This window comes from Streptosporangium sp. NPDC001559, assembly GCF_042893955.1.
GTDB lineage: Bacteria > Actinomycetota > Actinomycetes > Streptosporangiales > Streptosporangiaceae > Streptosporangium.
In genome coordinates, this window is record NZ_JBIAVG010000010.1 from 311,190 (window position 1) to 337,291 (window position 26,102).

At 69.6% G+C, this 26,102-nt stretch carries 24 protein-coding genes and 1 pseudogene; 14 read left to right on the forward strand and 11 right to left on the reverse strand.

All coding sequences use genetic code 11. The features are described 5' to 3' along the window. The first annotated feature begins 64 nt into the window (after window positions 1-64). Window positions 65-649 (forward strand): hypothetical protein, encoded by a 585-nt coding sequence (locus ACFYY8_RS23635; protein ID WP_390044274.1) that lies wholly within the window; start codon window positions 65-67, stop codon window positions 647-649. Here the strand turns inward: ACFYY8_RS23635 and ACFYY8_RS23640 are convergent. Continuing rightward, a complete protein-coding gene (locus tag ACFYY8_RS23640; RefSeq protein ID WP_390044358.1) occupies window positions 646-4,179 on the reverse strand; it encodes a hypothetical protein in 3,534 nt (1,177 codons plus the stop codon). The two genes, ACFYY8_RS23635 and ACFYY8_RS23640, sit on opposite strands and share 4 nt — an antisense overlap. A 69-nt stretch (window positions 4,180-4,248) precedes the next feature. After that, window positions 4,249-4,518 (reverse strand): annotated as a pseudogene (locus tag ACFYY8_RS23645) (helix-turn-helix domain-containing protein); the annotation flags it as partial. A gap of 785 nt (window positions 4,519-5,303) precedes the next feature. Here ACFYY8_RS23645 and ACFYY8_RS23650 point away from each other — a divergent pair. Then, on the forward strand, window positions 5,304-6,683 hold the full coding sequence (locus ACFYY8_RS23650; RefSeq protein ID WP_390044276.1) for an MFS transporter: 1,380 nt from the start codon (window positions 5,304-5,306) through the stop codon (window positions 6,681-6,683). A gap of 223 nt (window positions 6,684-6,906) precedes the next feature. Beyond that, a complete protein-coding gene (locus ACFYY8_RS23655; RefSeq protein ID WP_390044278.1) occupies window positions 6,907-7,263 on the forward strand; it encodes a hypothetical protein in 357 nt (118 codons plus the stop codon). A gap of 448 nt (window positions 7,264-7,711) precedes the next feature. On the opposite strand, the gene ACFYY8_RS23660 is transcribed toward ACFYY8_RS23655, so the two are convergent. The 3 genes from ACFYY8_RS23660 to ACFYY8_RS23670 all read right to left on the reverse strand — a co-directional run bounded on the left by ACFYY8_RS23660 (window position 7,712) and on the right by ACFYY8_RS23670 (window position 10,744). Beyond that, window positions 7,712-9,427 (reverse strand): hypothetical protein, encoded by a 1,716-nt coding sequence (locus ACFYY8_RS23660; RefSeq protein ID WP_390044280.1) that lies wholly within the window; start codon window positions 9,425-9,427, stop codon window positions 7,712-7,714. 253 nt (window positions 9,428-9,680) lie between these two features. After that, window positions 9,681-9,905 (reverse strand): DUF397 domain-containing protein, encoded by a 225-nt coding sequence (locus ACFYY8_RS23665; RefSeq protein WP_390044282.1) that lies wholly within the window; start codon window positions 9,903-9,905, stop codon window positions 9,681-9,683. Then, window positions 9,896-10,744, reverse strand: a complete 849-nt coding sequence (locus ACFYY8_RS23670; protein WP_390044284.1) for a helix-turn-helix domain-containing protein — start codon at window positions 10,742-10,744, stop codon at window positions 9,896-9,898. Before ACFYY8_RS23670 ends, ACFYY8_RS23665 begins: the two co-directional genes overlap by 10 nt. 64 nt (window positions 10,745-10,808) lie before the next feature. Between ACFYY8_RS23670 and ACFYY8_RS23675 the strand changes: the two genes are divergently transcribed. Continuing rightward, a complete protein-coding gene (locus ACFYY8_RS23675) occupies window positions 10,809-11,270 on the forward strand; it encodes an ATP-binding protein (RefSeq protein WP_390044286.1) in 462 nt (153 codons plus the stop codon). Window positions 11,271-11,780: 510 nt separating this feature from the next. On the opposite strand, the gene ACFYY8_RS23680 is transcribed toward ACFYY8_RS23675, so the two are convergent. The 5 genes from ACFYY8_RS23680 to ACFYY8_RS23700 all read right to left on the reverse strand — a co-directional run bounded on the left by ACFYY8_RS23680 (window position 11,781) and on the right by ACFYY8_RS23700 (window position 15,497). Continuing rightward, entirely contained in the window at window positions 11,781-12,182 is a 402-nt protein-coding gene (locus ACFYY8_RS23680; RefSeq protein ID WP_390044288.1) for a hypothetical protein, read from the reverse strand. Next, complete coding sequence (locus tag ACFYY8_RS23685) at window positions 12,179-12,427, reverse strand: hypothetical protein (protein WP_390044290.1); 249 nt, start codon at window positions 12,425-12,427, stop codon at window positions 12,179-12,181. Before ACFYY8_RS23685 ends, ACFYY8_RS23680 begins: the two co-directional genes overlap by 4 nt. Before the next feature lie 345 nt (window positions 12,428-12,772). Then, window positions 12,773-13,309, reverse strand: a complete 537-nt coding sequence (locus tag ACFYY8_RS23690) for a GerMN domain-containing protein (RefSeq protein WP_390044292.1) — start codon at window positions 13,307-13,309, stop codon at window positions 12,773-12,775. A gap of 41 nt (window positions 13,310-13,350) precedes the next feature. Then, window positions 13,351-14,826, reverse strand: a complete 1,476-nt coding sequence (locus tag ACFYY8_RS23695) for an ATP-binding protein (protein ID WP_390044294.1) — start codon at window positions 14,824-14,826, stop codon at window positions 13,351-13,353. Beyond that, on the reverse strand, window positions 14,823-15,497 hold the full coding sequence (locus ACFYY8_RS23700; protein WP_390044296.1) for a response regulator: 675 nt from the start codon (window positions 15,495-15,497) through the stop codon (window positions 14,823-14,825). Before ACFYY8_RS23700 ends, ACFYY8_RS23695 begins: the two co-directional genes overlap by 4 nt. A gap of 187 nt (window positions 15,498-15,684) precedes the next feature. Between ACFYY8_RS23700 and vanY-N the strand changes: the two genes are divergently transcribed. From vanY-N to ACFYY8_RS23720, 4 genes are all read left to right on the forward strand, one after another. Beyond that, window positions 15,685-16,329, forward strand: a complete 645-nt coding sequence (vanY-N, locus tag ACFYY8_RS23705) for a D,D-peptidase/D,D-carboxypeptidase VanY-N (protein WP_390044298.1) — start codon at window positions 15,685-15,687, stop codon at window positions 16,327-16,329. A 58-nt stretch (window positions 16,330-16,387) separates the two neighbouring features. Continuing rightward, the gene (locus tag ACFYY8_RS23710) at window positions 16,388-17,629 is read left to right on the forward strand and encodes a serine hydrolase domain-containing protein (protein ID WP_390044300.1); all 1,242 of its coding nucleotides are present in this window, start codon (window positions 16,388-16,390) and stop codon (window positions 17,627-17,629) included. 33 nt (window positions 17,630-17,662) lie between these two features. Further along, the gene (locus ACFYY8_RS23715) at window positions 17,663-18,433 is read left to right on the forward strand and encodes an MgtC/SapB family protein (RefSeq protein ID WP_390044303.1); all 771 of its coding nucleotides are present in this window, start codon (window positions 17,663-17,665) and stop codon (window positions 18,431-18,433) included. A gap of 198 nt (window positions 18,434-18,631) precedes the next feature. Next, the gene (locus ACFYY8_RS23720; protein WP_390044305.1) at window positions 18,632-18,985 is read left to right on the forward strand and encodes a hypothetical protein; all 354 of its coding nucleotides are present in this window, start codon (window positions 18,632-18,634) and stop codon (window positions 18,983-18,985) included. 34 nt (window positions 18,986-19,019) lie between these two features. Here ACFYY8_RS23720 and ACFYY8_RS23725 read toward each other — a convergent pair whose 3' ends face one another. After that, a complete protein-coding gene (locus ACFYY8_RS23725) occupies window positions 19,020-19,658 on the reverse strand; it encodes an Lrp/AsnC family transcriptional regulator (RefSeq protein WP_362914777.1) in 639 nt (212 codons plus the stop codon). Window positions 19,659-19,779: 121 nt separating this feature from the next. Here ACFYY8_RS23725 and ACFYY8_RS23730 point away from each other — a divergent pair, with 121 nt between their 5' ends. Genes ACFYY8_RS23730 through ACFYY8_RS23755 form a run of 6 tightly spaced genes read left to right on the forward strand, consistent with a single transcriptional unit; the run spans window position 19,780 to window position 26,015 of the window. Continuing rightward, window positions 19,780-21,387 (forward strand): ABC transporter substrate-binding protein, encoded by a 1,608-nt coding sequence (locus ACFYY8_RS23730; RefSeq protein WP_390044307.1) that lies wholly within the window; start codon window positions 19,780-19,782, stop codon window positions 21,385-21,387. Beyond that, the gene (locus ACFYY8_RS23735) at window positions 21,362-22,507 is read left to right on the forward strand and encodes an ABC transporter permease (RefSeq protein ID WP_390044309.1); all 1,146 of its coding nucleotides are present in this window, start codon (window positions 21,362-21,364) and stop codon (window positions 22,505-22,507) included. Before ACFYY8_RS23730 ends, ACFYY8_RS23735 begins: the two co-directional genes overlap by 26 nt. After that, complete coding sequence (locus ACFYY8_RS23740; protein ID WP_390044311.1) at window positions 22,504-23,343, forward strand: ABC transporter permease; 840 nt, start codon at window positions 22,504-22,506, stop codon at window positions 23,341-23,343. The genes ACFYY8_RS23735 and ACFYY8_RS23740 overlap by 4 nt, the downstream gene beginning before the upstream one ends. Then, window positions 23,340-24,110, forward strand: coding sequence for an ABC transporter ATP-binding protein (locus ACFYY8_RS23745; RefSeq protein ID WP_390044313.1), 771 nt, complete (start codon window positions 23,340-23,342; stop codon window positions 24,108-24,110). The genes ACFYY8_RS23740 and ACFYY8_RS23745 overlap by 4 nt, the downstream gene beginning before the upstream one ends. After that, window positions 24,107-25,033: an ABC transporter ATP-binding protein gene (locus ACFYY8_RS23750; RefSeq protein ID WP_390044315.1), complete on the forward strand. Its 927-nt coding sequence runs from the start codon at window positions 24,107-24,109 to the stop codon at window positions 25,031-25,033. Before ACFYY8_RS23745 ends, ACFYY8_RS23750 begins: the two co-directional genes overlap by 4 nt. Window positions 25,034-25,040: 7 nt before the next feature. Continuing rightward, window positions 25,041-26,015: a M24 family metallopeptidase gene (locus tag ACFYY8_RS23755; protein WP_390044317.1), complete on the forward strand. Its 975-nt coding sequence runs from the start codon at window positions 25,041-25,043 to the stop codon at window positions 26,013-26,015. Window positions 26,016-26,102 lie beyond the last annotated feature (87 nt).

Consider the following 26,102-nt stretch of genomic DNA (forward strand, 5'->3'; position numbering starts at 1 on the left):
CGGGGCATCCGCCGACCCGGGCCTTCCCGGGTCGGCGCGGGTCTCACGGCCTGTGGCAGGTTGGATGACCGTGACTCACTCGGGTCGAACCCCGCGTCCAGACCGCCCTGCCGCCCGCCGCCTGATCCTTGTCTCGGGGCAGGAGGGCGCGGGCAAGACCACGATCATCCGTGCGCTGTTGCCCCACACGCCGAGCGGCGCGCGGGTCGACGCCGAAGACCTGGGCCAGGTCAATCCGTGTCTCTTCGACGACGCGTTCTGGCGGCTGCTCCGGGCCAACGTCGCCGCCCTCGTCCGCAACTACTGGACCGCCGGCTTCGAGAACGTCATCACGGGGAGTTTCCTCACCACGCGCGACGACTTCCTGCGCTTCCGCGAACTCGTCCCCGAGGTCGACGAGGTGTTCATGGTCCAGTTGCTCGTGCAGCCGGACGAACGCCTGCGCCGACGCCTCACTCGCGCCAAGCGGACCACCCAGGAGTGGCGTGACAGGGTGGACCGATACGACGCCGCCGACACGACGATCGCCGCCGACCAGGACGGCTATCGCTATCTCGCCGTCGACAGCACGGCGATGACGCCCGGGCAGACGGTGGCGGCGATCGTGCGCGGGTTCCCGGAGATCTACGGCTCCCGGCCACCTGGTTAGGGGCACGGCCCCCGTGGCGGGATGCCCGGCAGGTGCTGTTCCCATTCGGCCCGGGTGATCGGCGGGGGCGACAGCGCGCACAGCCGCCGGGCGGCCGGCGCGGGGTCGGTGGTCCACAGCCGGGCCGTGGCGTCCTGCCCGCCCGTGGCCAGCAGGCCGGTGCGCCGGTCGAAGGCCAGGGCGTAGACCGCGCCGAGATGGCCGGTCAGGGTGGCGACAGGCACCGGGCCGCCGGGGGCCGTCAGGTCCCACAGCAGGACGGCCCGGTCGGCCCCCGCGGTGGCCAGGGTGCGCCCGTCCGGGCTGAAGTCCACCGCGTTCACCGCGTCGCCGTGACCGCCGAGGACCGCCACCGGGCCCCCGGCCTGCGTGCCCGTGTTCCACAGGCGCACGGAGCGGTCGGCTCCGGCGGTGGCCAGGGTGCGCCCGTCGGGACTGAAGGCCACCGCGTTGACGGTGTTGGCGTGACCGGTCAGCGTGACCGGGGAACGTGTGCCGGTGAGGTCCCACAGACGCACGGTGTGGTCGGCGCCCCCGGTCGCCAGGAGGCGGCCCGCCGGATCGAAGGCCAGCGCGTAGACGCCGGAGGTGTGACCGGTCAGCGTGACCGGCGCGCGGCCGAGGTCGGCGGTGTCCCAGAGAACGACCGCGCCGCTCTCCCCCGCCGCGCCCAGCCGCCCGCCGCCGGGGTCGAAGGCGACGGCGAAGACGTTGCCCAGCCCTGGGGTCAGGACGGCCCGGGGGGCGACCGGGGTCGCGCGGGGAACGGCCGAGGTTGGACGGAAGGTGGCCGGAACGGCGATGTCCCACAGCCGGACCGTGCCGTCCAGGCCGCCGGTGGCCAGGGTGCGCCCGTCCGGACTGAAGGAGAGCGCCCCGACGTTGTCGGTGTGGCCGGTCAGGGTGACCAGCGGCCGGACCCCGTACGGATCCGAGACGTCCCACAGCCGGACCGACCGGTAGGTCCCGGTGGCCAGAGTCCGGCCGTCGGGACTGAAGGCCACCGCGCTGACCTCGCCCTCGTGGCCGCCGAGGACCGGCCTGCGCAGGTCCCACACCCGGACCGTCTCGTCGAAGCCGCCGCTGACCAGGACCGCCCCGTCCGCGGCGAGGTCGACCGAGTAGACGGTGCCCGAGTGGCCCTCCAGCACGACGGGGGCACCGGCGCGGCGCGGATCGCCCACCTCCCACATCCGGATCGTGCGGTCGTAGCCGCTGGTGACCAGGGTGCGGCCGTCCGCGCTGAACACAGCGCCGACGATCCCGCCGGTGTGCCCCTCAAGGGCGGCAAGGTGCCTGGGGTGCTCAAGGTCGGTGGCGTCCCACAGGTAGGCGGTGTTGTCGAACCCCCCGGTCATCAGCAGGCGCCCGTCCGGAGAGAAGGCGACGCACAGCACGCGGGCTCCGTTGCCGCGCAGGTCGGGCAACCGTACGGGGTGGTGCGGATCCGTGACCCGCCACAGGCGCACGACCGGCTCGGCTCCCGCGACCACGAGGAAACGGCCGTCCGGACTGAAGGCCGTCGAGGACAGCCCATCGCGGGGACCGCGCAGCACGGCCAGCGAGGCGGGGTGCGCCGGGTCGGCGATGTCCCACAGCCGTGCCGTACGGTCATAGCTCGCGGTGGCCAGGGTGCGACCGTCGGGACTGAGGGCCAGGGCCCTGACGACGCCGGTGTGACCGGTCAACGTGGCGAGGGCACGGGGACGGCGCGGGTCGGCCACGTCCCACAGGCGGGCGGTGCCGTCGTCGCTCCCGGTGGTCAACAGGTGGCCGTCGGCGCTGAAGACGGCGCTGGTGACGCCCTTGGTGTGCCCGGTGAGTACGGCAAGCGGGACGGGCCGGTGCGGATCGGTCAGGTCCCACAGGCGGACGGTGCCGTCCATGCTCGCGCTGGCCAGGGTGTGCCCGCCTGGGCTCAGCCGTACGGCGTAGACGGCGTTGGTGTGGCCGGGCACGAGGGCCGCGTAAGGGTTGGCGAAGGAACTGAGCAGACTGCCGCGCGCCTCCCTGGTCGGCGCGAGACGGTAGGCGGCCAGGGCGAGCTGGGCGGCCAGGGCCGGATTCGCGGCGCGCAGCGCGTCGGCCTCGTTGGCGACCTTGCCCGACAGCGCCTCGTCACGCTGACGTCCGACGGTGTCGGAGGCGCGCACCGCCGCGACGGAGGTGCCCGCGGTGACCAGGACGAGCACGCTCAGCAACGCGATGAGCTGGTAGAGCCTGCGGACGCGTCCGCGCTCGCGCCGCCCGCTCGCGGTGACGAAGTCGCGCACGCGCGGGTTGACCGGGTGGTGGGAGGCGCTCTCCAGCCAGGCCCTGGCCGCGGAAAGACGTGTCCCCCGGTAGAGGGCGGCCGGGTCCCGGTTCTCCCGTTCCCACAGGTCGGCGGCCTCCTCCAGCTGTTGCGCGGTCAGCAGCCAGGCCCGGTCGGCGTCGATCCAGCCGCGTAGCCTGGGCCAGCACCACAGCAGCGCCTCATGGGTGATCTCGACGGTCTCCGCGCCCGCGGTGAGCAGCCTGAGGGCGACGAACGCGCCCACGATCCGCTCCAGCTGCTCGGCGTGCTCGTGTTCCCGCAGGTCACGCCAGGGCAACGGGCGGCGGGTGCCCGGAACGCTCCCCTCGGTCTCCCCTGACGTCTCCCCCGGGACGCGTACCAGCCGCAGGAACAGCCGCCCGGCCAGCGCGCGGCCGGTCTCGTCGAGTGCCTCGTACGCCTCCTCCGCCGACTGCGCGACGGCCCCGTGAATGCCTCCGCTCGCCTGGTATCCGGCGACGGTCAGCCTCCGCCGCCCGCCGTCACGCCAGGCGGTGAGCAACGCGTGCGACAGCAGCGGGAGCGCCCCCGCGTCGTGCGCCGTGGCGCCCGTCGCTCCCGGGTCGGCTGGCGACAGGTCGCGCAGGACCAGCTCGACCAGGCCGTCCTCGACATCGCCCTTGGCCTGCCGCGCGGGCTTGACGATCGCCTCGCGCACCTCGTCGCGGCCCATCGGCCCGACCAGGACCTGCGAGTCCTGCAGGACGCGGGCCAGAGCCGGGTGCCGAAGCGCCTGGGGGTAGAAGTCGGCGCGCACCGCGAACACCACCACGCCTCCCCCGGGTGGCCGGACGTCCGGCCCGGCGCCGCCGGTGAGCGCGGCGACGAACCTCTGCCGCTCCCCCTCGTCCCGGCACTCGGTGAAGACCTCCTCGAACTGGTCGACCACAAGGACGTGGCCGCCGATCTCCCCCCATTCCCCGGGCAATCGCTCCGTCGGCCGTTCCCCGGGCGTCAGCAACGTGACGCGCCCGTACCCCTCGCGGGTCACCGGAGTGGCCCGCCCGCTCCCGTCGCGGGTCAGTGCCGGGATCAGTCCCGCTCTCAGGAGGGACGACTTGCCCGACCCCGAGGCCCCGACCACCGCGAGCACGCCGCCGCCGTCCCCCGCGAGTACGGCCACGCGCTCCCGCAACAGCCGGACGAGCCCGTCCCTGCCGTGGAACCAGTCGGCGTCCTCGGGCTGGAAGCTCGCCAGCCCCCGGTAGGGCACCGGAGCACTTGAGGGTCGTCGCCCCGGGCTCCGGCGTATCCGCAGCAGCGCCTGAACCCATTCATCGAGCGTTTCCCGGTCACGGACCCCACAGGCACCGAGAACGTCGACGAGTGTTTTCCTTGAGGGCAGGTGTGCCCCGGAGAAATAGCCGCCGACGGTACTGTCCGGAATCCCGGTCGCACGGGCCACCTCCCTGACCGTGTGCCCCGCCCTCTCCCGCAGGAGAGACAGTTCCCGGGCGAAATCCCGCCGCTCCGCGATCCCCTTTACCCCATCCCGCCGCTCCGCGATCCCCTTTACCCCGGATTCATCCTCTTTCGGGGACTTCTCCCGCAACGCGCCCTCCTCGCCCCGAGGTCAGCCGTACCCGGAGTGTATAGAGCCATCACCCCACTGTCCCGACTTGTACGGACATCCCCCGAGATCTTTTAGGCACCCCCTTAAACCACGTGCGGCGAAGCGGCTACCGAATTCCCGTAGGGGCGGAAGACAAGCGTGACCGCCCCTCCCGCAGGTCGGCTCGCCAGAACAGGGTCAACGAGTCTCTACTCGGCCGACAAGGAGAAGAATTGAAGTCCTACAATGCCGCACTTCGGAAGAAGGTAAACGATCTCGTCGAACCTCCGTTCACCAGTGCGGGCGGAGCACTCCATGGATGGCGTCCGGTTTCGCTTCCCTTCCAGGTTCGTCGGGGTTAGGCGGCCGGCAGTTGCAAGACCTCGCCGCGCCGGTCGGGGATCGAACAGCAGCCGCTTCTCGCGGGCGTGCCGCAGGCCTGCCAGGACCGCAGGAGCGGCCGAATCCCGCAGCCAGAACGGGTGAGGATGCGAGGGCGGGATCCAAGACGCCGCGGGTTCGCCCAAGGATCAACCCGACTTTCCGAAATGATCGGACCTCGCAAGGGAACGGCACATCTCCAGGGCGTCGACGACGACAGTCGCACAACCTCCCGACCGGCAGGTTTCTCTAGACGGAATGACCCAACGAGAGCAAACAGATTGAATGTACGCCGCCAATGGATGGATTGAGCCCACACGGAAGCTAAATAGGTTGAATGTACGCCGTCAATAGATAACTTGGTTCCCGACTCCGGTTCCCACACGGGAGGTTGGTGAACGTCCATGGGTCGGAGGCCGACCCCGGCCACACAGCACGGCGTACGGGTCAGACAGCGCGGCGGACCGCTCGAACTTCCCTGGGACTTCTGGCGGTTCTGGGCCGCGTCCTCGGTCTCCGGACTCGGCGACGGGCTGATGCTCAGCGCCTTCCCTCTCCTCGCGGTCCACTACACCCGTGACCCGCTCGCGGTCTCCGGGATCTCGGCGGCGGCGCAGGCGCCATGGCTGGTGTTCGGGTTGTTGGCCGGAGGGCTTGTGGACCGCTGGGACCGGCGGGTGACGATGTTGGGCGCCGACATCGTACGGACCGTCCTCGTCGGTGGTCTGGCCGCGCTGGTGGCCTTCGACGTGGGCAATATCTGGGTGATGCTGGCGGTTCTGTTCCTGCTCGGAACGGCGCAGACCTTCTTCGACAGCGCCGCGCAGGCCGTCATCCCTCGGGTCGCGGGCCGGGAGTCGCTCGTCCGCGCCAACGGTCTTCTGCAGGGTGGTGCGACGGTGCTCGTTCAGTTCGCCGGCCCAGCGGCGGGCGCCGCGCTCTTCGCCACCGCACCGGCGCTGCCCCTTACGGTCGACGCGGTCAGCTTCGCGCTCGGCGTCGCGCTGCTGACCGGCATCTCCGGAACGTTCCGTTCTGCGGACACCGCGCCCTCTGTAGCGGACCGGGCATCGGTGCGGTCCTTGCTCGGAAGCGCGGCCGAGGGTCTGCGCTGGTTGCGCGGTGACCGGGTGGTCCGGGTCCTGGCAGCCGCCACGGTTCTGCTGGGGGTGGGCAGCGCAGCGGCCTGGGGTGTGATGGTCCTGTTCGCCGAGGAGCGCCTGCGTCTGGGCAGTACGGGATACGGACTGCTCCTGACAAGCAGCGCGGTCGGCAGTGTGATCGGCAGCCTGCTGGCCGCGCCACTGGCCCGGCGGCTTCCGATCCGGCTGTTGCTGACCGGGTCCGCCGCAGGCTCCGGCGTCGCCTTCGCCGGACTGGCGGCCACCGATTCGGCGATCATCGGCGCCGTGCTGCTGGCGCTCAACGGGCTCATGGTGGTCGTCTGGAACGTGGTGACGGTGTCGGAGCGGCAGGCTCGCATTCCTGACGCGCTCGTCGGCCGGGTGACGGCGGCGTACCGAGTCCTCGCCTGGGGCGGCATGCCGCTCGGCGGCCTGCTCGGCGGCGTTCTCGGCTCCACTCTCGGCCTGCGCCCCGCGGTCCTCGCCGCCGCGCTCCTGCTGGCCTTCGCCGCTGTCCTGATCGCCCTCGCCCTGCCTCTCCCGGGTGCGACGGAGAAACAGCCGACGACGACACTTCCGGAACCGCGGTCCTCTTCGATGGTTAGCGGTTCCAAATCGACGAACACGGACCCTGTCAAGTTCGGAAAAATCATAAAATAAACAGACCGATTCGCCCTGGAAGTCGCCCGAACGTCGAATAAAAGAAAATTCAATCAGACTCGACGCCCCCTCCGGTCGCACAGAGGTCCAATTCTGCTACAACCCGAAGGCAGGTAAGGCGAACTACGATCACGACCACAAGGTGAAAAAATCATAGCGACCCGAGTCGCCTGAAACTAAGGCAAGGAAGGCAAGTCAGATGATAGTCAGATGCCAAAGACTGATGAGTTCAACGACCGGAGAGCCGCTGGAATTCAGTCCTTACCTGACCATCGGGGCAGAATATGTCGTCCTCTCCATCAGCGTCACCCCCAACGGCTACTGCAGGCTACAGATCGTAGGTGACGACGGCGGATCCCCAGGCCTGTTTGAAGCTGAAATGTTCACCACGATTTCAGACAGCGTCCCTTCCATATGGGTGAGTCAGATCGAGGACCGGGGAGGGCTCACGATCGGCCCTTCCCGGTGGCTCAAGGAGGGTTTCTGGTATGCCTACTTCGACGATTCCCCTGCTGAGATGGCAGCCTTTGAAGAGGACAGGGAAATCATAGAGCGGGAGTCCTGGAGGATTTCCCAGTAAAGACTGGGAAGCAGCGCCGTCCGAGGACAAGGCCAACGAGAACCCAGTCGCTTATGGGATCGTCTCCCAATGCGGTGCCGCTGCTATATCTTTCACGTTGGGGCGCATCCGGGAACTTCCGATGCAGGGGGCGGGGGCCGTCGTCGGCAATGGGATCACCGCCGAGGCGGACTTTTCACCGCAGCCTCTCATGAAGTCGCCGTTCGCCTTGGAAGCTCTATCGGCGTGTTGTTCGGTGGAGCTTCCAGTCGTTTGACGGCGACGTCGGCTACAAAGACCCCGGGGCCGGGCCCGCAAGGGCGATCTCGTACGGAAGTGACAGCCGACGATCTCACCGCGACGACGTGAACCGGCTTATCGGTTCAGGTCGGCGGGTTCCCTGGATTTCGGGATGGCCGTGGCCGTATTCGACACGCAGATCCAAAAGGAGAGTATGCCCCATCACCGTTCACGGCTTCAGTTTGAGCTTCTTTCTTGACGTGCCCGGGAACACGGTGACCAGGTGTTCCTCTCCCGTTTTGCCCATCCGTATGTAGGCCCGGAGCCGGTAGTGGCCCTTCCCCGCGATCGCCAGGTTCGGCATCGGGGCGCCCGCGCCCACTTCTCCCCCGTCCGCCTCCGGCACGGTGAGATGGCCGCTGCGGCTGACGACCGGTACCTCGGTGACCTGGTCCCACCCGGCTATCCGCTGTGGTGGTGCGGTACGGAAGGCCTTCACCGTGAGGCACAGATCGATGACGTCTTCGAGGTGTCCGACAAGCACCGCGCTGTCGAACGCCCCGACGAGAGTGTTGTCGTCGTAGAGCCTGTCCGTCGCCTGTTCCGCCGCCTTCTCGACCTCTTCGACCTTCGGGTCGTGGACCAGGTAGCCGTGGTCGCCGTCGGCGAACAGGAAGTATTTGGCCGTGGCCTGGACGACGCCCTTCGTCCGGGGCCACGGGTCGCGGCACTTCGCGTTCTCCTCGGCGACGTAGGCGGCGCCCGCGTCCTCCGTCTCCTTGGTCGACTGCAGCAGCTCGGGCTGGGTCGCGCCGATGATCTCCGGGCAGATGTAGACGAGGTCCCACGGGTCCGCGCCCCAGGCGGGCCGCTCGCTCCCGGCCCGCGTCAGGATCGCCTTCTGCTCGTCGCGATCCTTCGTACGGCACAGGGCCCGCCCGTACCCGAGGATTCCCTGGTCCGACAGGCTGTCCGGGAACAGGGGTGGCATTCCGTCCGCTGTGATCCGTGCCCGGCACAGGAACACGGCGTCGCGTTCTGTGGGTTTCAGGTCTCCGAAGCTGGGCCGGTCATAACAGTCCATCGACCCGCCGGTGTAGGTGAGATGCGGGGTCTGCTCCGGGTGGATCAGCAGGATGATCGGCAGTACGACCATGGCCGCCACCACGATGCGGACCGCTCGCTGCCGCGCGGGCGGAAGGCCCACCGGCCGGCCCCCAACGGACAGTTCACGAGCGGTCGCCGCGATCCACACGGTGCTGACGAGCTCCAGCACGTCCGTTACAACCGGTGCCACCGGATTGGCGTAGAAGTCCCATCGGAAGAGAACACTGATCGCGATCATCAGCGCGTAGTCACCGACCGACAACCACCCCGCGATCTGCGTACCACGGCTCCACCGGCCGTCGCGCCGCTGTCCGACGATCGTGATGACGGTCGCCGCCACTCCGCCCAGCATCATGCCGAATCCGAAAACGTTGCCCGACCCGATCTCCGGGAGGTCGAGTTCGTCGAGGAGTTCGTTGGCGATTCCGACCAGCTCGACCGCGAAGATCGCTCCGGCCGCCACGCGCAGCATGCGGGACCGCCAGCGGATGACGAGCAGGTAGAGAACGTCGATCGCGGTCCACAGTACGAGCTGGAACGCCACATCGACCGCGTCGGGGAGCATCCCGATCGGAATCCACAGCACGAGGGAGTACGCCACCGCCAGGTACAGCAGTCGGCGCAACGCCCTCGTCCGGCGGTCCAGTGGCCCCGGCGCGGGGGTACGCAGGATCAGCCACAGGAGCGCGGCCTTCACCAGGGCGGCCACGAGCAACGCCACGATTGTCGCGGCGTCGAACTCGCCGTCCACGTAGAACCTCGCGTAGACCGGCGATGTCCATTCGACGGCCGCCCAGAGCCAGGCGTCGCCGAGCACCAGGCCCACGACCGCCGCCACAAGGGACAGGCCTACTAACCCAATCCTGGTGATACGCCAGAAACCATCCGAAAGCACGGAAAGTGATCTTAGTCCGGCACCGCCGTACAGGCGGACGTAACGGAGCGTACGGTTTCGCCCCGCTGGCCAGGCTTCACGGCCTTCGACGGAACGCCGATGAAAGTGCGGCTCCGCCCGGGATGTTGGTCCAGTTTCCCGCCCCAGCCCCTGCGGTTCACCGCGGAGCCGGGGCGGGAGAGTGACCTCGGGTTTCTCAGTCGCCGAGGGACGAGCCGAACTCCCCGGCCTTCACGCCGTTGAGGAAGACGTCCCACTCGGCAGGAGTGAAGAACAGCTTCGGGCCATCAGGATCCTTCGAGTCACGCACAGCGACCAGATCAGCGTGCCCGGCGCCCTTCAACGCAGCGACCTCAACACAGTTCCCGCCGTTGTTGCCGCTGAGGCTTGACCTACGCCACCGCACCTTGCTCACGTCCATTTTTCCTCTGCCGTCCTCTTGATGAGATCCAACGACATGCTCAGAGGCAGCGCCTCTATCCGAATGGCCTCGAACTGCTTGACGGCCGCCGCCACCTCGTCCCGGTCGCCGGTCGTCAACCCGTGAATGGCCGTCTCCAAATACGCTATCTCGACACCGCCCTGCAGGGTGGCGATCGCAAACCCCGCCAGAATGCCCGTACGCACGCAGCCATGTGGAACGACCTGAACGCTGATCTGAGGACCGGCAAGTTCCACCAGATGCTTCAGCTGTTCGTAGACGATTTCCGGGCCGCCCACCAGACGGTGCAGAACCAGTTCGTCGATCACGCACCGGAGGGTGGGCGGCGGAGGGTCCTCGCGGGTCAGGATGGCCTGCCGCTCAAGTCGGGCCGCAGCCGCGATGTCGTCACCCAACAGAGCACGCGCGTAGGCCTCGGTCTGCAGCAGCCCCGGCACGACCATCGGCTCGTATATCCGCAGGGTTACAGCGTCCTGCTCCTTGTCGCGCCACTTCCCGAACCAGGAAGGGAAGACCTGGCCCTTCCGCCAGTCGAGGAGGCGGTGGAGGGCTCCGCCCGTGTCGAGGACCCTGTCGCATGTCTCGGCGAAGTCCGGACTGGCCGGGAGCTGGCCTGTCTCGACCCCGCTGATCAGGGACTCGCTGAAGTGGATCCGCTCGGCGAGCTGCCCCTGGGTGAGGCTCGCGGCCTTCCGGTAGTAACGCAGCTCCCTGCCCCATATCGCCTGAGGCGTGTAGAGGTTGACCACGATGCCCCCCTTGCCGGAATTCAATGACGACGCCTTGAATTCCAGAGCTCGACCTTGGTAATCATTCAATCACCAAGCGTAGTCACCGCTCGGCATCCTGAACATACAAAACCGAGACCGGAAGAGAAACCCCATGGAAGAGATTCCCAACACGCACACAGCACGAACCGGATGCCTCCACATAGTGGACCCTGCCCTCTGCGTGCTGGGCGAGAAGCGCATTCCCCACAAGGCGAGGAACGTGGCATCCGCCCGCCGGTTCGTCCGGGACGTCGCCATCGAGTGGAACGCGGCGGAAGACATCCCCGAAATCGCCGAACTCCTCACCTCGGAAATCGTCACCAACGCCATCGTGCACGGCGCCGTGAGCCTCACCACCAGGCCTCCCGTTCACATCACGGTCATGCGGGAGGGAAAGCTGATGGTGGTGGAGACCTGCGACTCCTCAAGCGAGATCCCTCGAATCAGGAACGTGGCCTCCATGGAAAGCTCCGGCAGGGGCCTCGCAGTCGTCAAGGAGCTCTCCCACAACTGGGGCTGGCTCCCCAACCCCCACGGCAAATCCGTCTGGTTCGAACTCGTGGCGTGGCCCTGAACGGCGGCCGAGACGTATGGCGCGCCGTCACCCGAGCCATTCCATGAATACGGCCCCTCAGGTCCGGAGAGGATGATTCCTGAAATCCTTGTTCGATGAACAAGATCCGGAAGAAGCCCACCGAGATTTCAGGGAATCACGACGACATCCCCCAATAGGCTCAGATGTGTTCGTCCGCGTGACGAACGAGCCGTCGTCTTCCACGACATGGCGACATTCAGGAGCAGTTTCTGAGAAGCCTCAGCCAAATCCTTTGGCTTCTCAACGATGACCACGGCCAGACGATCCGAGATTCGCTCCTTGCACACCGCATCAGGTGGAAGCGTGCCCCCCTGGGCGGCGAGCCGGAGTGACGTCGTCGACCAGGTCGGCGCTCGGAATCTCACGGTTCTCACCAGACCGGTCAACGTCAAGCTCTGGTCGGCCCGGAGTCCGCATCACCCATCGGCGCATGGGACGCCGACAACCGTCGCCCGGCGATTCGCCGAACGCCCAGACGCGCATGGAGGCCTAACAGGCGAGGAGCTTACTCACCGCCTGATGGGAGACGCCGAGCAGCACACCGATGTCCCGATGAGGAAGCCCTTGTTCGTGAAGGCGGCGCGCGGCCTCACGCGAATGACTGACCGCGTCTGCACGCAGCCGCTCCGCCTCCCGGCGGACCTCCCGGGTCCGCGCCACCTCCGCAGCGAGCTCTTCCCCGAGGGCGGGAACCACCGTGATCTTCCAGGTGGGCGCGGTCCTGTCATTGACATCGACGTCGAAGCGAACGGCCAGCAGATCACGCACGGTCTCCTCTACCTGGTCGAGCCGTCGAGCCTGCGTATGCGCCGGACGCCGTAGCCCCGGCCCCTCCACCTCCAGCGCCCACCAGCCACCGGACCGCTGGGCCGTGACCCGAAACTCGTTCACTTGCCCTCCTCCTCGTCATCCCGGCTCACATCTTGTCGAGCTTCGGCGAGCAGGGCATCCCACTCCTTGAGGATGCCCTTGGCCGTCAACTCGTTGATTTCGGTGTGGCGCGGCACGACGACCGCGTCTCCCCGGATATACCACTTGTCATGGCCAGCACCGTGGATGTCAGGCGTCTTCGAGAACTCGAAGCCATAATGTCTGGCCAGGCGTGCCATACGGTTGAGCAGGTCGTTCCGTTTCACCAGGCTAGTCAATGTGGTTGCCAATAACAAGGCAACCACATTGACAGAATGTCCGGTTAGGTGTCGCCTCACCCTCCGGTCCCGTGCCGGTCACGATGCGCCGCCGAAGCCACAGGACCTCGGGAACCTCGTCTGACACCCGACCGCTCCGTGGACCAGCACCACCTCACGTGCCGACATCTCGTCAGCGATCTCCCACGGCGTCGCGGTCAGGTGCGGACATCGCGACGGGAGAGCACATCGAGTGATCACCGACCCTGCCGGATAGCCGCTATCCGCAAGATCAGCAACGGTCTGGCAGGGGCATCGGAGTCGCCAACGGCGATCTGTCCGGAACGGTGGACGTCACCCCGGGCAGTCGCTGGGGTCGATGCTCTTCCCGGCGCCGGTCACCGTGACCTGGGACGGGCTTTCCCGCAGCGTGGCGGCGGTCGTGCACACGATCTGTTCGATGGCCAGTTGGGACAGTTCACCGGCCGGGGTGGACAGGGTCACCACCAGGTGGCCTGGTCGCTTGGCGGTGACCGAGAACGGGGCGGCCCTGGGTGGGACGTCGGTGGTGAGCCCGTCCGACCGCTCCATCACGGTGGGTCCGGCCGCCAGCAGCGCGAGCGTGTCCTTCCGGAACACCGGTCGGTCGCTGGGCCGTGTCACCGCGCTGAGCCTGCCGTCCCTCACCAGGTAGAGGGTGATCTTCCAGCCAGGCGCGACGACTCCGCTCGGCGGTTCACCCGCGCCGATGGGGTCGCTGGGCTGCACGCCACAGCCCGTCACGGCACAGCCGGTCGCGGCGACGAGCGTCATGAGGCCCGCGACGAGCACGCGGCGGGCGAGCCCGGTCCTCCGGCCGAATCCTGTGTACCCGGTGTGACGGACCTTCACCCGGCGCCTCCGTCCGGATCGGGTGTCCGGCGCGGCGGTTCTCATTCGGAGCCTCCGTCCGGGTCTGATGCCCGGCGTGGCAGGCGCAGGGTGAACACGGCGCCGCCGTCCTGGGCGTTGGTGACGGTGAGGTCGCCCTGGTGCAGGCGCGCGTTCTCCCGCGCGATGGCCAGGCCAAGGCCGCTGCCCTCAGACCTGGCCCTGGCGGCGCTGGCCTTGTAGAACCGGTCGAACACGTGCGGCAGCACCGCCTCGTCCAGTCCCGGCCCATGGTCACGGACCTCGACGGTGATCCAGTCCGGGTCGGCGCGCAGCCGTACCGACACCGGGGGCTCGCCGTGCCGTAGGGCGTTGCCGACCAGGTTCGCGAGGATGACGTCCGCCCTGCGCGGGTCCAGCCGTGCCGTCACCCCGGGCGGGAACTCGGTGCTCACCTGTTCCGACCAGCCCCGGGTGCGCAGGGTCGCGCGTACCAGCTCGGCCATGTCGACCTCGTTCAGCGCGAGGGCCGCGACGCCGGAGTCGAACCTGCTGATCTCGATGAGGTCGTTCACCAGGGCGGTGAGGTTGAGCGTCTCCTGGCTGACCAGCCTGGCGGCTCTGCCCGCGTGCTCGGGCAGTTCGGCCGCCTCCTCGTCCAGGACCTCGGCGACCGCGGTGAGCGCGGCCAGCGGGGTGCGCAGTTCGTGGGACACGTCGGCCACGAAGCGGCGGGCGTCGGCCTCCATCTCACGGAGCTGTTCGACGTGCCGTTCCAGTTCGGCGGCGGTGTCGTTGAACGTGCGTGCCACGTCGGCCAGTTCGTCTGAGCCGCGCACCGCGATCCTGGTCCGCAGCTCGCCCTCCCCCAGCAGGCGTGCCGCCCGGCCGAGCTCGCGCACCGGACGCAGCACACTCCAGGTGGCCAGCAGGGCGAGGACGACTGCGAACGCCAGGGCCACACCGCCGAAGAGCCAGGCGCGTATGGCGATCTCGTCGATGCCGCGCTGTTCGGGGGCCAGGCTCTGCGTGACGTAGACCTCGATGCCGGACGCCCGCGTCGACCGGTCCGGCTCGACGATCAGCAACGGTGTGCCGATGATCAGGTGAGGCCCGTCCTCCCATGCCACGCGTTGCCACACGAGAGCGCCGTCGGCCACCTTCCGCCGTAGCTCCTCGGGGATCATCCCGGCATCCAGCCTCTGCCGGCATGGGCTGCCGAAGGGCAGGCATGGCCGGGCGGGGCCGGCGGGCGAGCGTGTTCCGCGGTAGATCGCGATCGCCTCGTTGTTCCTGTCGGTCACGGTGTCGGCGATCTCGCCGAGTTCGGCCGGGCTCGGCGTCGGGTTTCGCAACGGGAAAAGCGCCTGCAGGCGGGTTCTCATCTCCTCGACCGCGGCGTTCTGGGTCCGCTCCAGGATCTCGGTTCTGGCCACGACGTAGATCCCGCCGGCCACCGCCGCCGTGGTGACCACGCACAACAGCGCGAACGCGGCCAGCAGCCGGGCACGCAGTCCAAGGTTCAGCCGGAGGGTCACACCGGCCCGAACCGGTAGCCGAACCCACGTACCGTCTGCACGTAGACGGGCGCCGCCGAGTCGTCCTCGATCTTCGCGCGCAACCGCTGCACGCACGCGTCCACGAGACGTGAGTCGCCGAAGTAGCCGTGCTCCCACACCGACTCCAGCAGCTGCTGGCGGCTGTGCACCCGGCCCGGCGTGCCGGAGAGTTCGAGCAGCAGGCGCATCTCGGTCGGGGTGAGGCCGACCTGCGTGCCCCGGTTGGAGACCACCAGGGAGGCCCGGTCGATGGTCAGGTCCCCGTACCGCTCAAGCTCGGCCTGGTCACGGCCGACCCGCCGGAGCACCGCGCGGATGCGCGCCTCGAGCACCCTGGGCTGCACCGGTTTGACCACGTAGTCGTCGGCGCCCGCCTCAAGCCCGGCCACCACGTCGATGTCGTCACCGCGCGCGGTCAGCATGATGATCGGTATCTCCCTGGCGGCCCGGATGCGGCGGCAGACCTCGAACCCATCCATTCCAGGCAACATCAGGTCGAGCACGACGACGTCGGGAAGGTCCGCGCGCAGCCACTCCAGTCCCTGCTCGCCGGACTCCACTCCGCGTACCCGGTGCCCGTGCCGCGTCAGGGCCAGCTCAAGGCTCTCCCGCACGGCCGGATCGTCCTCGATCAGCAGCACTCGTGACACGTTGCCGAGTTTCACCGCACGCTCCGTACCTTGTCCGCCGGTCGACTCCGTCCACTGTCGACCGGCCCTGTCACCGCCCCGTCCGCGCGATGTCTTGGTTGTGTCACGGTCGTGCCGACGATCGCCGTCGAGAAACGGTGACATACGGCAGACAAAGCACACACATTTGGCGCCAATCGTAATCGCCATGAATGAACCACGCACCATCCCCTCTCGGCCCCGAGACCGGCTGTTCGCCGTGGTCACGCTGGTGCTCGCCGTACTCCTGTTGCCCGTGGCGCTTGCCTGCCGTCCTGGCCGCGCCCTCGAACTGGCCTGCCGCTGGGCGTTGCGGGTGCGGTTCCCCGCCGAGGATCTGGCCGGGCTCACCGACGGCGCCCTGGCGGCGTTCACCGCGGCGCGCACCGAGGCGTTCTGGCGGCACGGCCAGCTCATCGGCCTCACCTCGGGGTACCGCGATCCCGCCGTCCAGCAGCGGATGTTCGACGAGGAGGTGCGTCGCTCCGGCTCCCCGGCCCTGGCTCGGATGCTCGTGCTGCCGCCGGCGGAGTCCAGCCACGTCAAGGGCCTCGCGCTGGACGTGCGCCCGCACGAGGGCGCGCGATGGCTTGAGGAACACGGCGCCCGCCACGACCTCTACCGCGTCTACGACAACGAGTGGTGGCACTTCGAGTATCGCCCGGACCGCGAAGGCGTGCCGCCCCGGCGGCTGCCCCATCCCGGCGTGTTCCACGGATACCGGACGGACGAGCCGCTCGACGTCTGGGATGACCGGGCTGTCGCGATCTCCGCCGCGGTGCCCTCCCCTCGCAGACTCGCGCCGGCTTCCTGAGCCCGAGGTCCGGCGTGTCAGAAAACCCACGGTTCGTCGATCAAGAAAGGTCATGATCATGGATTCGGACTCCGTACGCGGTGTCGACCGGCGGCGGCTGCTCAGGTGGGGCGGATTGGCGGCCGGCGCGCCGCTGGTCGGCGCCCACCTCGGCCGCCCCTCCCCTCTCCCGGCCACCCGTGACGCTCCCCCGGCCGCCCGTGAGGTGATTCCGCCGGACACCCGGCCCGGCGGAGCCTACGACCGGTATGTGGCGAAGCTGGCCGCCGAAGGCCGGTTCTCCGGCGTGGTGCTGCTGTCGCACCGGGGCCGGATCGTGCTGTCCCGCGGCTACGGCATGGCCGACCGGGAGAAGGGGATCCCCAACCACAAGGGCGTCGCGTTCAACCTCAGCTCGGCGGGCAAGCCGTTCGGCGCGGTGGCCGTCCTGCAGCTGGTACAGCAGGGCAGGGTGAAGCTGTCGGACACGGTGGGCACCTACCTGACGGGCTTCCCCAAGGAGATCGCCGAGCGGGTGACCGTCCACCACCTGCTCTCCGGCACCTCCGGGTTGAGCACTCCGGAGGAGGACCTGGAACGCGTCTTCCAGAGCCGGGAGGAGGTGCACGAGTTCTACGAGGGGTGGGCCCGGCGGTCGAAGCAGGTGGCTCCCCCCGGCACGCCGACCGACCACGCCGGGGCCGAGGTCGCCATCCCCGCGCTGATCGTGGAGGCCGTGACCGGCAGGACGTACTGGGACCACGTCGAGGAGCACGTCTTCCGGCGCTGCGGCATGACCGGCACGGCGTTCTACACCAGGCCGCAGTGGCTCACCGACGAGCACATCGCGCACTCGTACATGCGGCAGGCCGACGGCGGTGTGGTGGACGCCGTCCGCAACCTGGACAAGGGCAGCCTCGACCCGTACCAGCTGGGCAAGAACCCGGGCCGCCTCTTCGTCGACGCCCCCGGGGACGGCGGTTTCGCCACCGCGCCGGATCTTGTCCGGTTCGCGCACGCGCTGAGCGACGGCACCCTGCTGGACCGGCCCCACTTCGAGATCCTCACCGGGGCCAAGATCCCCCATGGGAAGGACGCCTTCGGGGCCTACTCGATGCCGGTCGCGATCGTCGACGGTCAGTGGGTGGTCGGTCGTGCCGGTGTCAATCCCGGCAGCTTCGCCAGCTGGAACATCTATCCGTACACCGGCTGGGTCGGCGTCGTCCTCGGCAACCACGACGGAGCGCCGTTCCAGGAGATCATCCAGCGGGAGGTCCAGGCCGTCACCGGGGCCTCCCCCGGCGACGGCGAGGGTGGCTGACCCCCGTCACCGATAAGTGGGTAGAACCCTCAGGTGATCACGTTGTCGCCCGGTCAGGGGTTGCCACAGATCGGCGAGCTCGTGCTGGCGCTGGTGCTCTCCTTCGCCATCGGGCTGGAGCGCGAGGCCCGTAACAAGAGCGCCGGGCTGCGCACCCACACGCTCGTCGGTCTCGGCGCGGCGCTGTTCATGCTGGTCAGCAAGTACGGCTTCAGCGACGTGCCCGGTGCGCACGTCTCCCTCGACCCCTCACGGGTGGCCGCGCAGATCGTCTCGGGCATCGGGTTCATCGGAGGCGGCCTGATCTTCGTACGGCGCGACGCCGTACGGGGGCTGACCACCGCCGCGGTCGTGTGGGTCACCGCGGCGGTGGGGATGGCCTGCGGGGGCGGGCTGCCGGTGCTCGCCGTGGCCGTGACCGCCTGCCACTTCCTCACCGTCTACGGCCTCAACGCGCTGGGCCGCAGATTGCCGCTCTCGCGGCGCGCGCCGATCCAGCTGCGCATCGTCTACCTCGACGGGACCGGGGCGCTGCGCCGGGTGCTGGTTGAGTGCACCCAGCGGGACTTCGTGGTGGCCGAGGTCTCCGTCGAGCGTGGGGTGCCCGGTGAGACGGCGGAGCCGGGACACGACCGTGGTCGTGATCACGGGCGTGACCGCGAGCCGCTGCCCCCGCGGCGGACCGTCGCGGTGACGCTCGTCCTGGAGGGCAAGGGGTCGATTCCCGAGCTGACCGCCGCCCTCGGGGAGATGCCCGACGTCGTCGGTGTCAGCTCCCGTGAGGGCGCCTCCAGCACCGACTGAGCCGTCACGCCGGATCCCGGTGCGGGGCGTGGCCGTACGGCCCGGCCTCTCCAGCGCTCGAAGCACCCGGCCGCCGGATCTCGGCGTGGGACGTGAGAGACCCCTCCCGCTGGACGGATCACCGTCCTGTTCCTCCTCCGCCGGGAGAAACGTCCAGCCTGGGTTGCGTACGGCGGACGAAACGGCACCATGCGGACCGTGGATGACAACAATCTTCTCAATCTCGACGGCCGCAGGTTCGTCATGGTCAGCTCGACCGCGAGCGCCGTCGACCCGGACGGGCCGACCTCGTTCACCTACCAGGAGTCCGACGGCCTCATCTGGGGCGACTACACCGGCGACACCGTGGTCACCGGGCGTTTCGTCGGTGTCCGGGACGGCGACCGGATCGAGCTGACCTACGTGCACCTGCTCAAGAACGGCGAGCGCGCGAGCGGCAGGAGCGGAAGCCGGATCGAGCCGCTCTCCGACGGACGGCTGCGCCTGGTCGAGGAGTTCCAGTTCGCCGGGGACGACACGGTGCACGTGAGCGTGTGCGCCGAGGTCGCCTGACCGCCTTCTGACCTCTGGCCGACCGAAAACCGGGTCAGACGTCGCGCTGCAGCTGGGCGCGGCCCTCCGCCGCGCCCACGAAACGCATCTTGCCCAGGGGGACCTCGCCGCCCGCCGGATCGGGGGCCGGGCGGCGGGTCGACCACGCCGGGCCCCGGTCGCTCGGCAGGACGTAGGGCCGTCTGATGACCTCGTCGAGGATGAAGACGGTTTCGGTCGCCTTGACGGCGGGGATGTTGGCCAGCCTTTCGGTCACCATCGTGTGCACGGCGGCCACGTCCGTCATGCGGACCTGGATCATCGCGTCGTGCTGGCCGGTGGTGACCGCGCAGTACTCGACCTCGGGCATGTGGGCGAGCTGGGCGCGGAACTGGCGCCACATCTGCTGCCTGACGGTGACGAAGATCAGCGCTGTGATGCCGAGACCGGCGCGGACGTGGTCGATCTCCGCGGTGAAACGCCTGATCGCGCCGTCGGCGCGCAGCGCCTCGAAGCGAGTGTAGGCGTTCGCCCTGGAGATGCCGACACGCTCGGCCAGAGCGGCCACGGAGATCCTGCCGTTCTCCCGCAGTACCTCCAGAATTCTCAGGTGCGTCGCGTCGAGGTCAAGGCCGATACCGATCCGTCCAGCCTGACCGCCATCTGGGGACATGTTCCTTGACGTTTCGGTCATGATCATACCCTTCGGGTCGGATTTGTCTCAGTTTACTGCCATGACCTGGACTTTCTGCCTGTCAATCCTGGACGATCGACCACCAAACGTCCACCACGGCCCCTTTTCGGAGGACACAAAAATGGCGATCCGTTCCCGGCGCCCCACGGCGAAGGCGGCGCTGCTGCCGGTGCTGCTCACCGGCGCCCTCGCCCTTGCCGCCTGCTCCAGCGGCGGCTCGTCCACCCCCGCGTCGCAGGGAGGCGGCACCGCCGCCAAGACGCTCGTGGTCGACACGTCCTTCAACCTCAAGACGGCCGACCCGGGGCGCACCTACGAGCCGACCGGCCTGACCGTCGGCAAGGCCGCCTACGACACCCTGCTGACCTTCGACGGCTCCGACGTCACCAAGCCGGTGCCCTCCCTCGCCGACTCCTACGAGCTGTCGGCGGACGGCAAGAAGCTGACCCTCAAGCTCCACCAGGGCGCCACCTTCGCCGACGGCTCCCCCGTCACCGCGGACGACGTCGTCTTCTCCCTCAACCGGGTGCGCGACATGAAGGGCACCCCGTCCTTCCTGCTCGACGGGGTGGAGGTCGAAAAGACCGACGAGACGACGGTCACCCTGACCTCGAAGAACCCCAACCCGGCGCTGCCGTACATCCTGCCCAACCCCGCGCTGGGCATCATCAACTCCAAGGTCGCCAAGGAGCACGGCGCCACCGCGGACCCCGGCGACAAGGCCGAGCAGTACCTCAACTCCACCTCGCTGGGCTCGGGACCGTACACGATCGAGTCGGTGAACATCAGCAGCCAGGTCGTGCTCAAGGCCAACGCCAAGTACTGGGGCCCGAAGAAGCCGGTCTACGACAAGGTCGTGATCCGCAACGTCGAGTCGGCGACGCAGAAGCTCAACGTCGCGCGCGGTGACAGCCAGGTCGCGCTCGACCTGTCCGGCGACCAGGTCAACGGGCTGCCGGGCACCCTGCAGGTCACCAAGACGCCGTCGGCGAACGTGGTCTTCCTGCTGGCCAACCGGAACTCCTCGGTCAGCGCGATCACCTCCAACCCCAAGTTCGCCGAGGCCGTCCGCAAGGGCATCGACTACACGGGCCTGCTCGAACTGGCCGGTGAGGGCTCGGTGCAGGCGCCGGGCGTCATCCCCTCGATGTTCCTGGGCGCGCTCCCCGCCGACCAGGCCGCCAAGCGCGACGTCGAGGGAGCCAAGGCCGCCCTCAAGGAGAGCGGCGTCACCGACCCCAAGGTCAAGCTGGAGTACCCCAGCGAGCTGACCCTCAACGGCCTGTCCCTGCAGGGCATCGCCGAGCGCATCCAGGCCAACCTCAAGGAGGTCGGCATCACCGTGGACCTGGCCCCCTCGCCGGTCACCACCGCGCTGGACAACTACCGCAACGGCAAGGAGGAGCTCGGCCTGTGGTGGTGGGGTCCGGACTACCCCGACCCCAGCGACTACCTGGTGTTCCTGCCGGGCAAGACCGTCGGTCTGCGGGCCGGTTGGAAGGCGGGCGCGGACAAGGAGATCGAGGCCGCCGGTGACAAGGCCGCGGCCGCGATCGGCGACGACGCCCGCAAGCAGGCCTACGTCGACGTCCAGACGAAGCTGAACGCCTCAAGCCCGTTCATCCCGCTCATCCAGCCGAGCCAGAACATCGTGACGGCCGCCTCCGTCACCGGCATGGAGTTCCACCCGGTCTGGACCATCGATGTCGCCGACCTCGGTGCCAAGTAAGGACCCGGAGGCCACCCCGGAGCGCGGCGGCGCAGGGGCGGCCTCCGGCCCGGGGGGCGCCGGTACGGCCGCGCGCCGCCCGGGCCGGGGCGGCGGCCCCAACCCGCTGGTCCGCTTCCTGGTCCGCAGGGTGCTCACCGCGCTGCTGCTGGCCGTGGGCATCACGCTGGTCACCTTCGTCCTGACGAACCTCGTCCCCGGCGACCCGGTGGCGGCCAACCTGGGCCAGCGGGCCCTCGGGGACCCGGCCATCGTGGCGCAGTGGCGGGCCGATCACGGCCTGGACAAGCCGCTCCCGCAGCAGTACCTGCTGCACCTGCAGGGTGTGCTGCAGGGCGACCTGGGCACCAGCCAGCAGAGCCACCGCCCGGTGCTCGACGACCTGTCCGAGGCCGTCCCCGCCACCCTGGAGCTCGCGGGCACCGCGATCCTGATCTCCCTCGTGGCGGGCGTGGCGTTCGGCGTGATCGCGGCGCTGCGCCGTGACCGGCTCCCCGACCACGTGCTGCGCGTCCTCAGCCTGGTCGGCATCTCGGTGCCGACGTTCTGGCTGGCGCTGACGACCTTCTACATCTTCTTCTACCGCCTGCAGATCACCCCGGGCAGCGGCCGGATCGATCCCGGCATGACCGCGCCGCCCCACGTGACCGGCCTGTACACGGTGGACGCCGCGCTGGCCGGGCAGTGGGACGTGTTCTCCTCCGCTCTCGGTCACCTGGCCACCCCCGCGCTGGTGCTCGCCCTCTACACGATCGGCCTGCTCACCCGCTTCACCAGGTCGGCGGTGCTGGAGGTGATGGGTCAGGACTACGTGCGCGCCGCGCGGGCCAAGGGTCTGCCCGGCCGGGTGATCCTGTTCCGCTACGTGCTGCGCTCGGCGCTGGTGCCGATCATCACGGTCGCGGGCCTGGCCTTCGGCAGCCTGCTGTCCGGCACCGTCCTGGTCGAGGCGATCTTCGCCTGGCCCGGCGTCGGGCAGTACGCCTACAAGAGCGCGACCAGCCTCGACCTGCCCGCCGTGATGGGCGTCGGCCTGGTCATCGGCGCGGTCTACCTCGTCATCAACCTGATCGTCGACGTGCTGTACGGCGTCATCGACCCCAGAGTGAGACTCACGTGAAACTCCCCCAAGCCTGGCGGCAGCCGCTGGCGATCGTCGGCGGGGTTGTGGCGCTCGCCTGGCTCGTGATCACGGTGGCCGCCCCGCTGCTGGCGCCGCACGACCCGCTCGCCCAGGACCTGCCCAGGCTGGCCCCGCCCGGCCCCGGGCACTGGTTCGGCACCGACCAGCTCGGCCGCGACATCCTGAGCAGGGTCATGTACGGCGCACGCCTGTCGATCCCGTTGACGCTGCTGCTGGTCACCCTCTCGGTGCTGGTCGGTGGCCTGCTCGGCGCCTGCGCCGGATATTTCGGTAAATGGGCTGATGAGACGATCATGCGGTTCGCCGACCTCGTCTTCGCCTTCCCCACCGTCATCCTGGCCATGGTCGTCGCCGCCGCGCTCGGCGCGAGCCTGGCCAACGCCGTGCTCGCCGTACTCGTCGTCGCCTGGCCCTCCTACGCCAGGGTGACCCGCGGGCTGGTGCTCGGCGTGCGCGGGCGGGAGTTCGTGATCAGCGGGCGGCTGCTGGGCTTCTCCGCCTGGCGCTCCCTGCGCGTCGACGTGCTGCCGAACATCACCGGCCCGATCCTGGTCCTCGCGACCCTCGACATCGGCACCGCGCTGCTGCTGCTGAGCGGCCTGTCCTTCCTCGGGCTCGGCGCCAAGCCGCCCTCCCCCGAGTGGGGCGCCATGGTCGCCTCCGGCGTGGAGGTCTTCGACAGCTGGTGGGTGGCGGCCTTCCCCGGCCTGGCCATCCTGACCGTCGTCCTGGCCTTCAACTTCCTCGGCGACACGCTGCGCGACGCCCTGGACCCCCGTACGGCCCGCGCCATCAAGGAGCGTGCGCTATGACCCTCACCATCTCCGGCCTGAAGGTCGCCGTCGGCGACCGGGAGATCCTGCGGGGCGTCGACCTCGACCTGCAGCCGGGGCGTGTGCACGGCCTGGCGGGCGAGAGCGGCTCGGGCAAGACGATGACCGGCCTGGCCGTGCTCGGCCTGCTCCCGCACGGCGCCAGGGCCACCGGGCGGATCTCCCTCGGCGAGCGTGACCTGCTGGGCATGTCCGCCAAGGAGCTCAACACGGTGCGCGGCGGCGAGGTCGCCATGGTCTTCCAGGACCCGGCGACGAGCATGCACCCGATGCTGTCGATCGGCCGCCAGCTCACCGAGCACATGCGCCACCACCTGCGCCTGGACAGGAAGCAGGCCAGGGCCAGGGCGATCGAACTGCTCGGCCAGGTGCGCATCCCCGGCCCGGAGTCGGCGATCGACCGCTACCCGCACCAGTTCTCCGGCGGCATGCGCCAGCGCATCGCGATCGCCATCGCGCTGGCCTGCTCGCCCAAGGTGCTCATCGCCGACGAACCGACGACCGCCCTCGACGTGACGGTCCAGGCCGGGGTGCTGCGGCTGCTGCGCGGCCTCTGCGACGACCTGGGGCTGGCCGTACTGCTCGTCACCCACGACCTCGGCGTGATGTCGGCGGTCGCCGACGAGGTGAGTGTGATGAAGGAGGGCCTGGTCGTCGAGACGGGCCCGCGCGGGCGGGTGCTTCGCGACCCCGAGCACCCCTACACCCGCGCCCTGCTGGACTCGCTGCCCGGGGAGAAGGCATGACGGAGAGCACGACGCTGCTGACCGTGGACGACCTGGTCGTCGAGCACCGCACCCCCGGCCGTCCCCTGGTCCGTGCCGTGGCCGGGGCGAGCCTGACCGTCTCGGCGGGCGAGGTCGTCGGCCTGGTCGGGGAGTCCGGCTGCGGCAAGTCGACACTGGCCCGCGCGGTGTGCGGGCTCAACCCCGTGACCTCGGGGTCGATCACCTTCGACGGCCACCGGGTGACCCCGCTGGGGCTGCGCCGCAGGAACCCGGCGCTGTCCGGCGTCCAGATGGTCTTCCAGGACCCCTACTCGTCGCTGAACCCCCGGCGCCGGGTCGGCGCCCAGATCGCCGACGGCCTGCGCACCGGGCGCGACACCGCCTCCTCCCCCGCCGACATGCTCGAACGGGTCGGGCTGCCCCGCGACTTCGCCGGGCGGCACCCGCACGAGTTCTCCGGCGGGCAGCGGCAGCGGATCGCGATCGCCAGGGCCCTGGCCGCCAGGCCGTCCCTGTTGATCGGCGACGAGCCCATCTCCGCCCTCGACGCCTCGGCGCAGGCGCAGGTGGCCAGGCTGATGCGCGACCTCGCGGTCTCCTCCGGCGCGGGCCTGCTGTTCATCAGTCACGACCTGTCGGTGGTACGGCTGATCGCCGACCGGATCGCGGTGATGTACCTCGGGAAGATCGTGGAGGTGGGCCGTACCGAGGAGGTGTGGAACGACCCCCGCCACCCCTACACCCGGGCCCTGCTGAGCGCCATCCCCGCCCCCGACGGCGCGGGCACGCTGCCCGCGGAGCTGCCCGGGGACGTGCCCGACCCGGCCGCCCCGCCACCGGGGTGCCGCTTCCATCCGCGCTGCCCGGTGGCGATGGACGTGTGCCGGGAGCGCGAACCGGCCTTCGGACCGGTCGCCTGCTGGCTGCACGAGCCCGCGTGACCGTCGCATGATCGACGAGGTGCGGCTCAGGATGGCCGAGGAGGGGATCGACGCCCTGGTGCTGCGCCCCTCCCCCGACTTCCGCTATCTGGGCGGCCAGGGCGACGGATACCTCGTCCTGACCCATGACCGCCCGCCCACCGCCGCGGCGGAGCCGCTGGAGGCCGCGGCGCTCATCCCACCCTCGGCGCGCCGCGTCGGCGTGGACCCGGAGATGCGCGCGTGGGAGCTGTTCTCCCTGCGCGTCGAGGCCGAGGTCGTGCTGGCCTCGGCCGTGCTGGCCTCGCTCAGGTTACGCAGGGGTCCCACCGAGGTCGCGGCGACGGAACGTGCGGCCTCGGCGGCGGACGCCGTCCTGCTGATGGCCCGCGAGCTGGCGTGGTTCGGCACCACCGAGCGCGCGATGGCGCGCAGGCTGTGGGCCATGATGGTCGAGACGGGGTGCGAGGAGGTGCTGTCGGTGCTCGTCGCCGCCGGCGAGCACACCGCCCTGCCCCGGCACGTGCCGTGCGACCGCGTGATCAACCCGGGCGACGCGCTGCTGGTCTCGGTCTGCGGCAGGTGGGGCGGCTACTGCTCCGAGGTGGCCCGCGTGTTCGCGGTCGCCGAACCGCCGGAGGACTTCGAGGCGATGTACTCGGTCGTCCTCACCGCGCGACACGCCGCCCTGGACGCGCTGCGGCCCGGCGTGACGGCGGCGGAGGCCGGGCGGATCGCGCGGGAGGTGATCGAGGGCAGCGGCTACGGCAACTACGCCGGACCACGCCCCGGACGAGGCATCGGCCTCGGCCCGGACGAGGCCCCCTGGCTCGTCCCCGGTGACGAGACCGTGCTGACCTCCGGCATGACGGTGTGCCTGGAGCCGTCGATCTACCTGCCGGAACTGTTCGGCGCGAGGGTGGCCGACATCGCGGTCTGCGCCCCCCGGGGCGCCACCCTCCTCACCACGACCTCCCCTGCCTTCCACGTCATCGACCACTGACCCTCCTGGCGGAGGAGGACATCGAGGTCATGGCCCGCCACCCCGGCAGGCCATGACCGGCCACCGTCCTCGTGTCACCACGTCCCT

Coding starts and splice junctions, on each gene's coding strand:
- ACFYY8_RS23710 (WP_390044300.1), top strand. CDS start 16,388: ATGGATTCGGACTCCGTACGCGGTGTCGACCGGCGGCGGCTGCTCAGG.
- ACFYY8_RS23675 (WP_390044286.1), top strand. CDS start 10,809: ATGGAAGAGATTCCCAACACGCACACAGCACGAACCGGATGCCTCCAC.
- ACFYY8_RS23730 (WP_390044307.1), top strand. CDS start 19,780: ATGGCGATCCGTTCCCGGCGCCCCACGGCGAAGGCGGCGCTGCTGCCG.
- ACFYY8_RS23635 (WP_390044274.1), top strand. CDS start 65: ATGACCGTGACTCACTCGGGTCGAACCCCGCGTCCAGACCGCCCTGCC.
- ACFYY8_RS23665 (WP_390044282.1), bottom strand. CDS start 9,905: ATGGACGTGAGCAAGGTGCGGTGGCGTAGGTCAAGCCTCAGCGGCAAC.
- ACFYY8_RS23750 (WP_390044315.1), top strand. CDS start 24,107: ATGACGGAGAGCACGACGCTGCTGACCGTGGACGACCTGGTCGTCGAG.
- ACFYY8_RS23725 (WP_362914777.1), bottom strand. CDS start 19,658: ATGACCGAAACGTCAAGGAACATGTCCCCAGATGGCGGTCAGGCTGGA.
- ACFYY8_RS23655 (WP_390044278.1), top strand. CDS start 6,907: ATGAGTTCAACGACCGGAGAGCCGCTGGAATTCAGTCCTTACCTGACC.
- ACFYY8_RS23755 (WP_390044317.1), top strand. CDS start 25,041: ATGATCGACGAGGTGCGGCTCAGGATGGCCGAGGAGGGGATCGACGCC.
- ACFYY8_RS23735 (WP_390044309.1), top strand. CDS start 21,362: ATGTCGCCGACCTCGGTGCCAAGTAAGGACCCGGAGGCCACCCCGGAG.
- ACFYY8_RS23650 (WP_390044276.1), top strand. CDS start 5,304: ATGGGTCGGAGGCCGACCCCGGCCACACAGCACGGCGTACGGGTCAGA.
- vanY-N (WP_390044298.1), top strand. CDS start 15,685: ATGAATGAACCACGCACCATCCCCTCTCGGCCCCGAGACCGGCTGTTC.
- ACFYY8_RS23745 (WP_390044313.1), top strand. CDS start 23,340: ATGACCCTCACCATCTCCGGCCTGAAGGTCGCCGTCGGCGACCGGGAG.